14 protein-coding genes and 1 pseudogene are annotated in these 13,948 nt (G+C 45.1%); 5 read left to right on the top strand and 10 right to left on the bottom strand.

The window, feature by feature from the left end:
- From IQR33_RS33400 to IQR33_RS17565, 5 genes and pseudogenes are all read right to left on the bottom strand, one after another.
- Positions 1-763, bottom strand: a pseudogene (locus tag IQR33_RS33400) (hypothetical protein); the annotation flags it as partial.
- A gap of 45 nt (positions 764-808) precedes the next feature.
- Positions 809-1,594, bottom strand: coding sequence for an outer membrane lipoprotein-sorting protein (locus IQR33_RS17550; protein ID WP_193837820.1), 786 nt, complete (start codon positions 1,592-1,594; stop codon positions 809-811).
- Positions 1,587-2,855 (bottom strand): ABC transporter permease, encoded by a 1,269-nt coding sequence (locus IQR33_RS17555; RefSeq protein ID WP_050932314.1) that lies wholly within the window; start codon positions 2,853-2,855, stop codon positions 1,587-1,589. Before IQR33_RS17555 ends, IQR33_RS17550 begins: the two co-directional genes overlap by 8 nt.
- Positions 2,843-3,541 carry an ABC transporter ATP-binding protein gene (locus IQR33_RS17560; RefSeq protein WP_193837819.1) on the bottom strand — a complete coding sequence of 233 codons (699 nt, stop codon included), beginning with the start codon at positions 3,539-3,541 and terminating at the stop codon, positions 2,843-2,845. Before IQR33_RS17560 ends, IQR33_RS17555 begins: the two co-directional genes overlap by 13 nt.
- A 9-nt stretch (positions 3,542-3,550) precedes the next feature.
- The gene (locus IQR33_RS17565) at positions 3,551-4,219 is read right to left on the bottom strand and encodes a hypothetical protein (protein WP_193837818.1); all 669 of its coding nucleotides are present in this window, start codon (positions 4,217-4,219) and stop codon (positions 3,551-3,553) included.
- 393 nt (positions 4,220-4,612) lie between these two features.
- Here IQR33_RS17565 and rodA point away from each other — a divergent pair, with 393 nt between their 5' ends.
- Positions 4,613-5,695 carry a rod shape-determining protein RodA gene (rodA, locus tag IQR33_RS17570; protein WP_193837817.1) on the top strand — a complete coding sequence of 361 codons (1,083 nt, stop codon included), beginning with the start codon at positions 4,613-4,615 and terminating at the stop codon, positions 5,693-5,695.
- Positions 5,696-5,767: 72 nt separating this feature from the next.
- Here rodA and IQR33_RS17575 read toward each other — a convergent pair whose 3' ends face one another.
- From IQR33_RS17575 to IQR33_RS17585, 3 genes are all read right to left on the bottom strand, one after another.
- Positions 5,768-6,484, bottom strand: a complete 717-nt coding sequence (locus tag IQR33_RS17575; RefSeq protein WP_005374482.1) for a YebC/PmpR family DNA-binding transcriptional regulator — start codon at positions 6,482-6,484, stop codon at positions 5,768-5,770.
- A 135-nt stretch (positions 6,485-6,619) separates the two neighbouring features.
- Complete coding sequence (locus tag IQR33_RS17580; protein WP_005374484.1) at positions 6,620-6,829, bottom strand: DUF3283 family protein; 210 nt, start codon at positions 6,827-6,829, stop codon at positions 6,620-6,622.
- Between the two features lie 100 nt (positions 6,830-6,929).
- Positions 6,930-8,828: an ATP-binding protein gene (locus IQR33_RS17585; protein ID WP_042522309.1), complete on the bottom strand. Its 1,899-nt coding sequence runs from the start codon at positions 8,826-8,828 to the stop codon at positions 6,930-6,932.
- A gap of 68 nt (positions 8,829-8,896) precedes the next feature.
- Here IQR33_RS17585 and IQR33_RS17590 point away from each other — a divergent pair, with 68 nt between their 5' ends.
- Positions 8,897-9,652, top strand: coding sequence for a substrate-binding periplasmic protein (locus tag IQR33_RS17590; RefSeq protein WP_193843889.1), 756 nt, complete (start codon positions 8,897-8,899; stop codon positions 9,650-9,652).
- 68 nt (positions 9,653-9,720) lie between these two features.
- Here the strand turns inward: IQR33_RS17590 and ribA are convergent, their stop codons facing one another.
- Positions 9,721-10,782 (bottom strand): GTP cyclohydrolase II, encoded by a 1,062-nt coding sequence (gene ribA / locus IQR33_RS17595; protein ID WP_017635221.1) that lies wholly within the window; start codon positions 10,780-10,782, stop codon positions 9,721-9,723.
- Positions 10,783-11,020: 238 nt separating this feature from the next.
- Positions 11,021-11,218 carry a PA3496 family putative envelope integrity protein gene (locus tag IQR33_RS17600; protein WP_005374493.1) on the bottom strand — a complete coding sequence of 66 codons (198 nt, stop codon included), beginning with the start codon at positions 11,216-11,218 and terminating at the stop codon, positions 11,021-11,023.
- A 361-nt stretch (positions 11,219-11,579) separates the two neighbouring features.
- On the opposite strand from IQR33_RS17600, the gene IQR33_RS17605 reads away from it, so the two are divergent.
- The 3 genes from IQR33_RS17605 to IQR33_RS17615 are packed head-to-tail and all read left to right on the top strand — an operon-like array spanning position 11,580 to position 13,830.
- The gene (locus tag IQR33_RS17605) at positions 11,580-12,428 is read left to right on the top strand and encodes an ABC transporter ATP-binding protein (RefSeq protein ID WP_005374497.1); all 849 of its coding nucleotides are present in this window, start codon (positions 11,580-11,582) and stop codon (positions 12,426-12,428) included.
- A 2-nt stretch (positions 12,429-12,430) separates the two neighbouring features.
- On the top strand, positions 12,431-13,363 hold the full coding sequence (locus tag IQR33_RS17610; protein ID WP_017821873.1) for an ATP-binding cassette domain-containing protein: 933 nt from the start codon (positions 12,431-12,433) through the stop codon (positions 13,361-13,363).
- Positions 13,363-13,830 (top strand): transcriptional regulator, encoded by a 468-nt coding sequence (locus IQR33_RS17615; RefSeq protein ID WP_193843890.1) that lies wholly within the window; start codon positions 13,363-13,365, stop codon positions 13,828-13,830. The genes IQR33_RS17610 and IQR33_RS17615 overlap by 1 nt, the downstream gene beginning before the upstream one ends.
- Positions 13,831-13,948: the final 118 nt, after the last annotated feature.

Below are 13,948 nucleotides of genomic sequence, written 5' to 3' on the forward strand. Positions count from 1 at the left end.
TTTGCTTTTGCCACAGCATGGAACCGTGCATGGCGATGGATTCATCCCACACAGCAATGGCACTGGCGCCAAGCAAACCTCGGCGCACATCATCGTAATAACCAATAAGTTGATACTCGGTATCACCCACCAGCGCATAACGACGAATACCAACACCTTGTTGCTCTGCGGCTTGATCAAGTGCACTTTGGTCTTGTTGCCCCCAGCTTGAGTCCGTCGCAATTACGGTCCATTCGCCTGACATATCGTAGTGTGAAAGTGAAAACACACCCGCGCCCTCTTCTGCGACTAAGCCTACAGGATTTTGTCGATAAGGCTTAAACAGATCCAAAGGTCGGTAGCCATAACCCACGCCCCAATCCACGCGCAACTTACCCAAACTCACATCAAGAGTGGTATCACCGACTTGCCACTCCCCTAGCCAAGCCAGTTCACGAATCAGCAGTTGGTTATCAGCTTCACTCCACCACTCACTCTCTCCTTGTTGATTGAGGTACAAACCTTGGCTGTACAGAGCAAACAAGCCACTGAAGTTTTGATAGTTCACTTGCACATCCAACAGTGCATTAAGTGAATCACGAGAACTGCCCTGCGCCTGCATAAATGCGCTGTCACGCTGCTTGGCAGTTTCGTAACTGACAGCCCAATCCCACTCAAAACTCAGCTCATCATTGGCAAAAACTGGGGCTGCTGCGCCCACACACAACGACGCAGCAATCAACAAACTGGTGCTTTTGTTAAGGTTAGGCTGGTGCGATTTCATGTGACTTCCTTGCTCGTTTTCATGGTTCTATTTAAGGAGTTCAGGCTAAAGCTGAGTCGTATTGGCTTTCGGCAAATAGCTTGGGTTGTAGAACTTGTTGTCCAGCTGCCAAGGCACGATCTCTTGATACTCGATAACGGTCTTTTTGCTCGGCTGAATGCTATCAAGCAAGGTCATCTCACTGACGTAGTCTTCACCGTTATCGCTTGCACGTCCGTATTGCGCTTGCTTGGCGAGTTTGCCAGAGCGCAAGTAGAGATCGGCTTTGATTGGAAATGCATCTTGCTCAGACAACCATAAGTCGATCTTCTGATAACTCGCCCCTTTGGTTTTCGCGGTTAAGGCAAGGTGATAAGCCGCGACACTTTCTCCGTTCACAGCGACGGTTTCTGTCGCTTTCCATTCACCTTGATAATCTTGGCTCCACGTCAGGGTTGAGATGTCGCCGATAGACGCTTCACCAAGCAGCTTCTGCATTGGCGTAATGCGAATCGGACGGCGGCTCTTTGGCATTTGCAGCCAGTAGTTGTCGCCCATCATCAGCATCTTTTGCCCAGCTTCGACTGCTGATTTGAACACCACCAGCGATTCACGATTTGGACGCGTGTACACGTGGTAAAGGCGGGTTTTATCTAACTCTTGGTCTTGATATAAGCGCACCAGTGACACCACTTTGGAGGAATCATCTTGCAAGCGGTAGCTGTCGGCTTTTTCAATCAATTGCGCAACTTGCTGTGCATCTAGTGCTGTTTCATTCGCACTGACATTCATGCTTGCAACGCCAGTTACCATCAGCAATGCAATTGGTAATAGTGATTTGAAATTAAACATAAATCAGTGCCTCCGTAATTGGCTTGTTCACCCCTTTGCGTGCCGAGAAAAACGCCGCAACCAAACAAATCATCAATACTGCAAATCCTGCTATAGCTACCAGCTCCCAAGAGAAGTAAATCGTTAATGGGTAACCTTCTGTGCGTCCTGGCGGTGGCGGCATTTGCACATCCACAACCATCAGTAAGACGGTGACTAGCGCCGTAAACAAAGCACCGATTAAGCTGCCAATCACGGCAAGTAACCCTGCTTCGCGCAAGAACCCAGCAATAATTTCGCGAGGGTAGCTACCAAGTGCTGACAAGGTGCCAATTTCACGGGTGCGTTCCGTTACCGACATGGTCATGGTGTTAAACAGCGCGACAAATACCACCAGTGCCATTACTGCGCCCATGATGCCGAAGATACGGTCGTACAAATCTTTCACTTTGAGATAAAAGAACGCACGTTCTTGCCAAGGCGTAATTTCAATATCTTGATCACCAAAGTTCTGTTTTTGTTTACTCAGAACCGAAGCCACTTGTTGCTCGACTTGGTTAGTTAAACTGGTATCGAACAGAAAGACAGATAACGCGCTGACTTTGTCTGAACCGAGCAGCGATTGCGCGCTGTTGATGTGCACATACAACTGGCGTTTATCAAGCTCAGGTACGCCGGTTGAGTAGATGCCACGTACTTTGAAGTCATACGCGTTCAATGCACCGTCGGTTGTGGTCGCCAGCAAGGTAATCCAATCGCCAACGTGTACGCTTAAGTTGTTCGCCAAATCAACGCCAAGCATCACTTCTGGCTCTGCTGGGTCATAACGCGATGCATGAATGTTGGACAGCGTCTGCCCTTCACGTACGTCTAAAAACGGTCCTTTCATATCGAATTCGCGTTCGTTAACGCCAATACCGATAAAGATCGACGACTTGTTGCCGTTGGAAATCAAGCCACTGAACTCAACTCGAGGCTGCACACCTCGCACTTCATTCAACCCAATCAATTGCTTGGTGATGTCGTCGGCATGAGTTAAACCGTTACTCAGCGGCATCTCTTCTTCTTTGGCGAAATAACCCGGCGTGGTTAACGTCAGATGCCCCGTGTCACGTGCTGTCGATTCTTTCAAACTGTCGTAGGTGTAAAGACCAAAACCACCCGCACTGGTTAACGCAAACACCGCAATGGCGATGATCAGCATCGACAATAAACTGCGGCGGCGATTGCGTTGCAGATTCAACCAAGCAAGGCGAACCGAAACAGGAATTAGCTTGCCCATGAAACCTCCTCCACACTCGCGTGCGTTTGGGTGATTTTGCCATCCACCAACTCAATGGTTCGATCGCAGCGAGATGCCATACGAGGGTCGTGTGTAGCGACGATAAAAGTGGTGCCAAGCTCGTGTCCGAGCCCTTTCATAATGTCGATGACCTTGTTGGCAGTTTGGCTATCAAGACTTGCGGTTGGCTCATCGGCAATCACCAATGCCGGTTTGTGCACTAAGGCGCGTGCAATTGCCACACGCTGCTGCTGGCCGCCTGATAGGTTGTCTGGCATGTGATGAATAAACTCGCCTAAGCCAACGTGCTCTAACATTTGTGTGGCGAGCTCGGTTTGTTCTACTTTTGAAAAGCCATTGAGATGTAGCGGATACGCCACGTTCTCTAGTGCCGTCATCACGGGAACAAGGTTGAATTTTTGGAACACAAAGCCAAGCTTTTCACGGCGCATTTTCGCAGCCTGCATTTGTCCGGTTGGGTATGGGCTACCGGCAAATGTCACCTGACCTTGGTATTGAGTATCCAGCATGCCAAGCACGTTAAGTAGGGTGCTTTTACCTGAACCAGACGGTCCGCATAATGCCACCATTTCGCCCGCAAACACTTCACCAGACACATCTCGCAATGCATGCACCGTTTGGCTGCCAAGGGCGTAATCGCGGCTAAGTTGATTAAAAACGATCATGACGCCTCCCTAATATTTCGCTAACAGCGCTTTCGCGGTTTGCGTTTCTAGATTGCTGTCACCCAATTGCTCCATTTGCGCTAACCATGTTTTGGCTTGTTGAACATCTTCAGCGCGCAATGCAGCTTCAATGGCGTAGCGATAAATCCACGAAGTAGCCGCGAAAGGTTGCTGGCTAAAACTCGGTTCATCGAGCAGAGAAAGGTACAGCTCGTAGCCACGCTCAAAGTGATTGAACATGTCAGGTAGAGAAGTAAAGGTGGTGGCTGCCATAGCGGTGGCTAGTTGATATTCCGGCAAACCTTGTAAGCGTTGTTGATCTTGCAGTGGTACTGGCTGATTCGCCATTAGATCCAAACCTTTTTGGATTGTGGCAAGACCGCGCTCGGTGAACTTCATCTTGTTCCAAGGCATAAACGCCTCACGACCTTGCAACGTTTCAGCACTACCTAAATACACCAAGGTCACCGGCGTTGCGCCCTGCTCTTCAAGTTGTTTGGATAATTCGCCGTAAACGGTATCAACTAAACCAGAGTCACCCTGCGCCGCTTGGTTGAATTGACTGAGTGTGCGCTCGCTTGGGTTAGCCAGAGCCAGATTGCTGCTGAGTGCAAATGCGGCGATAAACGTACTTGCCAGTTTAAGAGCTTTGATTGAGCGAGATTGAGAAACCATCATGTACTGTCCTTAGTTGAACGTGATTTGATGGTTTGAGATTAAGGGAGAAGATCGCACGCTGCTTTTGCATGCGACCAATGGCAATTATGCGGAGTGAATGGTATTGAGAGAGGATGAATGACATTCACTTAAACAGAAAATACAATTCCGTTCATTCGTAACGCTACATTTTTACGGCAGTAACAATAAAAACACTGGCTTAAAATCTGAGGCTAGTGTATTTATCCATCCCACAGCTACCCATAACAGACAGTGTCGCACTCTCCTTTCTTACACACCTTTGCATGGTGTCTGTTGTTTCCAAATCGAGATTCTTAGCATCGGAATAGTTTGAACTCTTCGAGTTTTAGTTGTTTTCGCACTCAAAATAGGTGCGTTATTAGGTCGTTGAAAATGAATAAGCGTTATTTCCCAAGAGTTGATTTGCCACTACTCATGGCGATCATTCCGATCATGCTGTTAAGTTCGCTCACTCTCTGGAGTGCCAGTAGCTTTAATGAGGCGATGCTCTTCAAACATTTGGCGCGCTGCGGACTGACATTAGTTTGTATCTTGGTCATGTCCTCGATTCCAGCGTCCAGCTATCAGCGCTCAGCTCCATATCTCTACATTATTGCGGTTGCGCTACTACTTGCTGTCGCTTTATTTGGTGATAGCACCAATGGCTCTCAACGTTGGCTCGATATCGGCTTCTTCCGCTTTCAACCGTCTGAGCTAATCAAACTTTCCATTCCAATCATGATCGCCTGGATGCTGCATATTGAAGGAGGTCGACCAGACAGTCGGAAAATTGCGCTTTGCTTACTTATTACAATGATTCCTGCCGGGTTAATCGCGCTACAACCGGATTTAGACGGTGCAGTTTTTACCGTCATTTATGCATTGTTCGTTTTGTTTTTGGCTGGCATGAGCTGGAAAATAATCTGCGGGTTTATTGCGAGCATTTTAACGTTAGCACCTATTTTATGGTTCTTCGTTATGGAAACCTATCAAAAGAGCCGTGTAACACAGTTCTTGCACCCTGAGTCCGATCCACTGGGTTCGGGTTACCAAATCATCCAATCTTTGATTGCGATTGGCTCAGGCGGTATGAAAGGCAAAGGTTGGATGAATGCTACGCAAGGAACACTTGGGTTTATTCCAGAAAGTCATACGGACTTTATTTTTTCGACCTATGCGGAAGAATGGGGCTTTGTTGGCAGTTTAGTCTTACTCGCATTGTACTTGTTTATTACTGCACGCGTTATGTTGCTTGCATGTCAGTCTGACCACTTTTTTAGTCGGCTGGTAAGTGGCGCATTAGCGATGAGCTTTTTTCTGTATGCTTTTATCAATACGGGCATGGTGAGTGGCTTGTTGCCAGTAATGGGTAGCCCACTTCCCTTCTTTAGCTATGGCGGCACGGCGATGCTAACTCAAGGTATCTGTTTTGGTGTAATCATGTCGCTGTGTTATTCCAAATATCGTAACGTATAGCTCTGCTTGAGAAAAAGCGATCAAAAAAGGCTTCCCTGAAGAAGCCTTTTTACAACGATATGAGCGAATTAATTACAGCTCTGCGTTGTGGTAAACCTGCTGAACATCATCACAGTCATCTAGAAGATCTAGGAATTTCTGGAACTTCTCAGCATCTTCACCCGATACAGGCGTATGAGTTTGCGGAACGAATGTGATTTCTTCAACATCGATCGTTAGATCTGGGAATGCACCGTTAAGCGCAGTTTTTGTTTTGAAGAATTCTGTGTGAGGTGCGAATACAGTGATAACACCGTCTTCCAGCTCAACGTCAGTAACGTCTACGTCTTCCATCATTAGCGTTTCTAGGATGATTTCATCATCGTCGCCTTTGAACTGGAATACCGCTTGGTGGTCGAACATGTGAGAAACCGAGCCCTCAACACCAATTTTCGCACCGACTTTCACAAAGCATTGGCGTACATCTTGGAAAGTACGGTTGCCGTTGTCTGTTAGACAGTCAACGATAACGCTAGTACCGCCAGGGCCGAAGCCTTCGTAACGTGCAGGAGTGTAGTCTTCACCACCGCCACCGTTCGCTTTGTCGATCGCTTTATCGATAACGTGCGCAGGAACTTGGTCTTTTTTCGCTTTTGCGATCAGGTGTTTCAAAGACAAGTTCATGTCTGGATCACCACCACCGTTTTTCGCGCACATGTAAATTTCTTTACCGTATTTGGAATAAACTTTAATTTTCGCGCCTGCAGTTTTCGCCATAGAGGCTTTGCGCACTTCAAAACTTCTTCCCATCGGGATGTCTCTCTAAATTCAAATTTAATGCGAAGGATTTTAGCAAAAAGCGAAACCTTTTCAATTTCGCTTAGCAAAGGAATAGGGAGGTTACCTCATTCGTCGCATTGGATTGAACCATTGCCACGGTTCGCGTTAAGCGACACCCATTACTCGTTTGTACTTTTCGACCGATTGCTGGAAAAACGCCTTTTCATCAGCATCGTTAATCTTGGACAACTGTTCTTCTATTGCTTCAGGACCAGATTTGGCCTCTCTGAGCTTCCAAACCAAAAACGACGCCTGCTTATCCAGTTCGATTTTGTTTTTTTCGTCAGGCGGCAATAGGGATAGATTAAACGACATTCACAGCCTCAAGGTACTTTAAATACTAGCCGGGCACTATATCACACAGAGTTACAATTACAGAATAGAAACGCACTTAACTTGATCGATTTCAAGTTAACTATTTAGGCACAGCGCTGATTTTCAGTGCTTTTGGTAAATGCTGTTCGAATATTTGTTGTAATCGAGTCTTGGTAACGGGTTTAGCCACGAACTCGTTCATCCCGACATCGAAGCAATGTTGCTGATCCTCTTTAATGACATTGGCACTTAGCGCAATAATTGGAACGTGTTTCCCCCACTCTCCCATTTTTCGAATTCGCTCCGTAGCAATAAACCCATCCATCACAGGCATTTGGCAGTCCATAAAAATCAAATCGAAAGGCTGCTGATCACACAGCTGCAATGCTTCTTCGCCATGGTTGGCGACACTCACTCGCACACCCAGTTTTTCTAACATGATGCGAACTACCTTCTGATTGACGATGGTATCTTCAACAACCAATACCCAAGGTTTATCATTATCTTGAGGGCTGATTTCGTTGTCTTCCGCTTTCCGGAAATCTAATACATTAAGTTGGTCGGTATAGGTCGATTGCGCATTTATTACAGCAACAGGAATCGAAAATTCAAAACAGCTTCCCAGCCCAAGCTCACTTGTTAGTTGTATTTCCCCTCCCATCAAGTTAACCAACTGTGCAGCTATCGCCAAACCAAGCCCTGTCCCACCATACTTTCTGGTGGTACTACCATCAGCTTGTTGGAAGCGTTCGAAGATTGCTTGTTGGTGCTCTTTCGCAATACCAATACCAGAATCCACAACTCGAAACCGGATATGAGCGGTCTCTCCATCAAGTCGAGATAACGCTACAAGAAGCTTCACATGGCCGCGCTCGGTAAATTTAATCGCGTTGCTCAACAAATTGTTCAGAACTTGTTTCAATCGTGTGGCATCACCTTGCACTTCCGTTGGCAAGTGAGGATCAATATCGCTGAGCAGCTGTAAGTTTTTCTGCTTGGCTTTGACACTATGTAAACTGATGACATCGTCAAGTAGCTCGCGAAGATCATAGCTCGTGTATTCTAGCTCTACTTTGCCAGCTTCAACTTTAGAGAAGTCCAAAATGTCGTCGATGATCGTCATTAGTGAGTGAGAAGAACTGTCAATGATCTCTACAAACTCTTTTTGTTGGGGATCGAGGTCGGTGTCATTGAGCAACGACGACACACCAATAATGCCATTCATCGGTGTGCGGATCTCATGACTCATAGTGGCAAGAAACTCACTTTTCTTACGATTAGCGACTTCTGCCCTATCGCGTTCAGCCTCTAACTCAGTCTGGTGCTCTTTCACTTTCTCAACACTTCGGTTGTATTTCTCTGCCAAAACACTCACTTCATCAAAGCACCATCGTTTAGGGAGAGTCACTTTACTCGGCACTGTACCGCCACGAAAATCGCTCACCGCACCAGACAGCAATTGTAACGGATTGACCAACAAGCGAAACGCCACCCAAAGAACACCAATGATGAGGACAAGAATTTTGATCGCTTCTGTCGTAAGTAGAAAAAAGAACTGCTGCCAAAGATCTTCATATATCGCGCTAAGATCCGATTGAACCGTTAATATCGCGAGATCATACGTTTTATCGCCGACCCGATACTGCATCGGCCAGCTTCTCTCGACAACATCCTCAGAAAGCGCCGAACCTAATTCAATGATAACTTCGTCTTCACTAGCAATACGTAAGTAGTCCACCGAGGGCATACGCATTGCACCTTGAGCTTGTGTCAGCAACAGCTCCCTATCCTCTACCCACAAACTCGCAGAAAAGCTCGATAAATAGCTAGACTCAACCTGCTTTAATTCAACATCTAAATGGGCTAAATCTTCGTGAAAAACTCGATATAAGCTCACTGTAGAAATGATGACCGTAAAGATTAAACTCAACGTTAATACCGCCAACATAAGTTGGTTGCCGATACTAAAACGACGTTGAGATCGCTCTTTTTCATCCATATGAAACCGCTCCGATAAACTTGCGCTACTCTAAATATAGCTACGCACAAATAATAATCGAGGATACGATGAAAAGACTTCTACTTAGATTGGCTTTTAGCTTAATTGTTGTAAGTTCTCATGTGACCGCAAATCAAGTGAACTATTACGTCATTGCTGAACAAGCTCGACCATTTCAAATTGAACAACAGGGACAAATGCACTCAGGGATTGTGACCGATATCGTCAGCGCTATCTTCGCGGAGTCGGATTACCAAGTGAATTATCATACTTATCCATTTAAACGTATGATTTCCATATTGGAAGAAGGCGCTGAGCCAAACTGGTTAACTTATGGCAGCCCGAACTGGGGCAAGGTGCAATCGGAAAATTTATCTGAGGAGCCCATTTACACTGTAAAACATGTACTGGTGTCTAGTAGCGAGAAGCCTTTAGAATTCAAAAATATGGATACGATGCATGGTCGTTCTATTGTATTACTGCTGGGGTTTGATTATCCAAATTTAACACCGTTCTTTGAAAATGGCAGTGTCAATGAAATGCGTGTGAAAGACTACAGCGCCGCATACCGAGTGATAAGCCGAACCCCTGGAGATACAGCTTTTGTCGAGATGGAATCCCGAGTCCTTTACAACTTAAAGCGACTCAATTTGCCGTTAGAGAATTTTCAGATACAGCCTTTCAGCTCGGTTATTCCTGACTACTCAATCTACCTAGCTTTTTCACCTCAAATGCAACCAGAAACTCAAAATTACATTAATACACGACTCGTTGAATTAAAAACCTCAGGGGAAATTGATGAAATCATTCAAAAGTATCAATGAATCAAATCATTAACAAAAACGCCAACGATGATACGTTGGCGTTTTTGTTTCTGTAAAATCTGTAGCACTTACTTAGTGTGGTTAACAAACTTAGGATCAAACATGTGCCCCAATTTACTCGCCTTGGTTTGCAGGTAATGTTGATTACTTGGGTTATTCCCTTCTTGTAATGGCACTCGTTCAATGACGTTAATATCAACCGCTTTTAAGGCGGCGAGCTTGCGTGGGTTATTCGTCATTAGACGCACAGCGTCAATCCCCAAATGCTCTAGCATTCCTTTACAGAACGCGTAATCACGCATATCAGCGGCAAAACCTAAACGCTCATTTGCTTCCACGGTATCTGCGCCATCATCTTGTAAGTGATAGGCACGAATTTTATTAATCAAGCCGATTCCACGCCCTTCTTGACGTAAATAAAGCAGCACGCCACATCCCTCTTTGACGATGTTTTGTAGCGCTCTATTAAGCTGAAAACCACAGTCACAACGCGTGCTAAATAGAGCATCTCCGGTAAGACACTCCGAATGCAACCGAATAAGTGGTGCTGCACTTTTTGTTGGCTCGCCATAGACCAGAGCAAGATGCTCTTTATTTGTCGCGGCTTCAATAAAGCCGTACATCATAAATGTGCCCCACTGGGTGGGCAATTTGGCTTTATCGATAAACTTCACGAGATTGTAAGGCTCAACATGTCTCAGCTCTGCTCGAACATTCATCAGAATCTCTCCTAGATGATTTTCTCCTTTACCATCTCCCCCGTCTCCCCAAAAGGCATCTTTATGAGAATGCTCTGTTAGGCAAGCGTTACCCGTTCTCATTAATTGCTGCGCTAATGGTGGATTTTGTAGAAACTTTTCCCTAACGATGAAAGCCATAACAGCCAACTTTATATCGTCCCAATCGCTTCTGACAAAGTGTTCGTATTTACGGCTTAAAGCAAACGCTTCATCAGGGGTGCTTGCGTGCTGAATTTTACTTTGCAACTGAGCATCGAGAAACTTTTGGGCTTGGTAATAATGTTCGCTGGTGGGCCAAGTTTGGGAGGAGATATTGACTGGGGCATGGCAAAAATTTGAGAGAAAACCGTGGGGCTCATCGGGCTCATAAAAAAGGATTTGATCAACCATACTTGCGCTCCTTGCTTTGTGGTTGCGATAATCAACAAAAAGCATATCGCTACTGATATATCTAGTAACACAAGGTCAGATTGTCAAACTTCTTCGGGACGGGACGTGAGTGTGAAACTCGTGCTTTTGAGGCGCAAGACGGATAAATGGAGGTTTTGAATAAGAGAGTAATAGAGTGAAAAAATAAAAAGGGCAGTCCGTCGACTACCCTATGGGTTGCTAAACCAACCTGAGGCGATCAGTGTATCAAGCCAAGCTCCCTTGCTTCTTCAATGGTCAACCCACTTTCACGGATCTCACGTAACGCTTCAATGCGTCTTCTGGCTTCTGCTGATTTCACTGTTTTCTCTGGCTTCACAACGGTTTCCTCATCAGGTAATTCCCATTTGTGAGCGATGTTGGTCATCTCGTCATGGTCGATAGAATTAATGGACATATTTCCTCCGAACACACCATGTTTTCGATGCGTAATCTATAGCAAAACCGGAACAAGGTGGTAAGAAAAACTGTAGGGAAATGTGACCCCTCCCGCCCTTTCGTTAACTCCTTAATAGATTCATCATTTAAGTTTTGCCAAGGGACAAATTTACGATTAAATTTGAGTAATTCCCCCTACGAAAAGTGTGCTGATCTAGCTCTCAATTCTGCTCTTCTTTAGTTTTATCAACGACGCATTACACCACTTCCTGTTTCACCTAACTTTCGAGTCACTTCACTGATTCATGGTTTGATACTTTCTAAAAACCGCCACACCTGATAATGATAATAATTATCTTTTAGATTGGTTAGGTGTTTATATGGATGGTATTAACTTAAGTCATGCATACCACAATGACCCGGTCATCCAGATCCGAGATTTGTGCGTCGATTACATCACTGATAATGGTGATTTTAATGCGGTAAAGTCCGTCAGCTTTGATATCGGCAAAGGCGAAGTATTTGGTCTTGCCGGTGAATCTGGATGTGGTAAAAGCACAATTGCATTCTCAATAAATCGTCTTCATAAGCCGCCAGCGTTCATTTCTGGCGGTAAAATATGGTTTGATGGCAAAGATATCCTTAGTATCTCAGACTCTGAACTGACCGCTCTAAGGTGGAGTGAAATCGCCATGGTGTTCCAGAGCGCGATGAACTCACTCAACCCTGTCTTAACGATACAAGAGCAATTTGCAGATGTGTTACGACATCATCAAGGCCTCACTAACGCTCAAGCAAAAGATAGAGCAGAAAAGTTGTTGGACTTGGTCAATATTCCTCGAGAACGCTTAGCAGAATATCCTCATCAATTTTCAGGAGGAATGCGTCAGCGGTTGGTGATAGCCATTGCTTTGTCTCTAAATCCAAAACTGATCATTATGGATGAGCCCACAACAGCATTAGATGTAGTGGTACAGCGAGAAATTTTACAGCAAATTTATCAGCTTAGAGATGAGTTCGGTTTTTCAGTCCTCTTTATCACTCATGACCTGGCACTCATGAGCCAACTATGTGATCGAATTGCAATCATGCGTCACGGAGAAATCGTCGAAGTCAATCGAGCATACGATATACGCAATCATCCTCAACACCCTTACACGCAAAAGCTATGGGCTTCTTTCCCAAACATCCATGACGTCCACAAACAACCAGAGTTACAAGGAGCGTAACCATGAGCCAACCTATCATCCAAATGAAAAATGTGATTAAAGAATTCAAAGTGGGCGGTGGTTTAGCGAAAGAGGAAACCTTTCGTGCGCTTCAAGGAGTGACTTTTGATCTGTACGCAGGAAAAACCTTGGCTTTGGTTGGAGAATCAGGCTGCGGTAAGAGTACTTGCGCTCGCTTAATAACCAAAGTCTATCCTGCAACGGAAGGCGAGATCCTTTTCAATGGCACTGACATAAATGAGATCACGTCACGATCGGCTCTACAAGAATATCGCAGTAAAGTACAAATGGTGTTTCAAGATCCGTTTGGCTCTCTCAATCCAACTCATACCATTCGCCATCACCTAACACGTCCTTTAAAAATTCATAAACAAGTCAAAAACGAGCGCGACATCCCAGCCCGCTTGGAAGAGCTTCTAAAGCTGGTGGAACTACCTGAAGAGACATTGAATAAGTTCCCTCACGAACTCAGTGGTGGGCAACGTCAGCGAGTAAACTTAGCAAGGGCTTTAGCGGTAGGTTCGCAAATCATTCTTGCGGATGAGCCTACGTCTATGCTGGATGTTTCTATTCGCTTGGGAGTGTTGAATTTAATGCAACGAATGAAGCAAGAACTGGGAATTGGTTTTTTATACATCACTCATGATCTGGCGACTGCGCACTACATCGCGGAAGAAACCGCAGTAATGTACAAAGGGCAAATCGTTGAATGGGGCGACACTCATTCAATACTTAAGAATCCGCAGCATCCTTATACTAAGCTGTTGATTTCTGCCGTTCCTGATCCTGACTTACCTTTTGGTAACTTAGTGAAAAATGAACCAAACTATTCGATAGATGCCGATGAAATTCGTCAACGTAGCAGCATAATTGTCGACGAATTTGATCAAATAGGGCCAAATCACTATGTAAAACAATGGACCGAGGCAGCGTAATGGACTTGAGTACTTGGCAAGATCAAATCGCAACGTGGTACGAACAGCGGAAACATGATCAAGTAGAAAAATTGGAAACGATCTTATATCAGGTGCCTGATGACGTGTTTGGACCCGAATTGAGTGCTCTTCAAAGTAAAGCGATTGCTTGCTGGTTGGATGGATGTTTACGCGTGTTTCAACATGCAAGCTACCAAGACCCTCAGAAAGCATATCAAACCTTGCTTTATACGAGTGCAAAGCTTGAACAAGCAGCATGCCAAGTCTCGACTGATATTCTGATCAAAGATTGGTGTTTGAGACGACTTCAGCATCTCACCGTTGTGGCGTTAGAGTTTTGTAATCAGCAGTGTGATCAAAACAAGTGGCAGGAACAAGCCCATAGCTTAATCGAATCACATGTTGCGTTGATGCGTTCATTACACTGGAATGAATCCAAGAAGCATGATCAAGGTTTACCTCATTAGTCCGGAAAAATGATCAAGGCTTAATTAGCGGAATTTTAGGCAAAAAAAAGCGAGTTTCCTGAGGAGAAACTCGCGAAGTCTATTCAGAATGAATGTAACAATATGAGCCAATCTATTA

The sequence above is a fragment of the Vibrio sp. OPT46 genome (assembly GCF_015163535.1).
In the GTDB taxonomy this organism is placed as follows: domain Bacteria; phylum Pseudomonadota; class Gammaproteobacteria; order Enterobacterales; family Vibrionaceae; genus Vibrio; species Vibrio alginolyticus.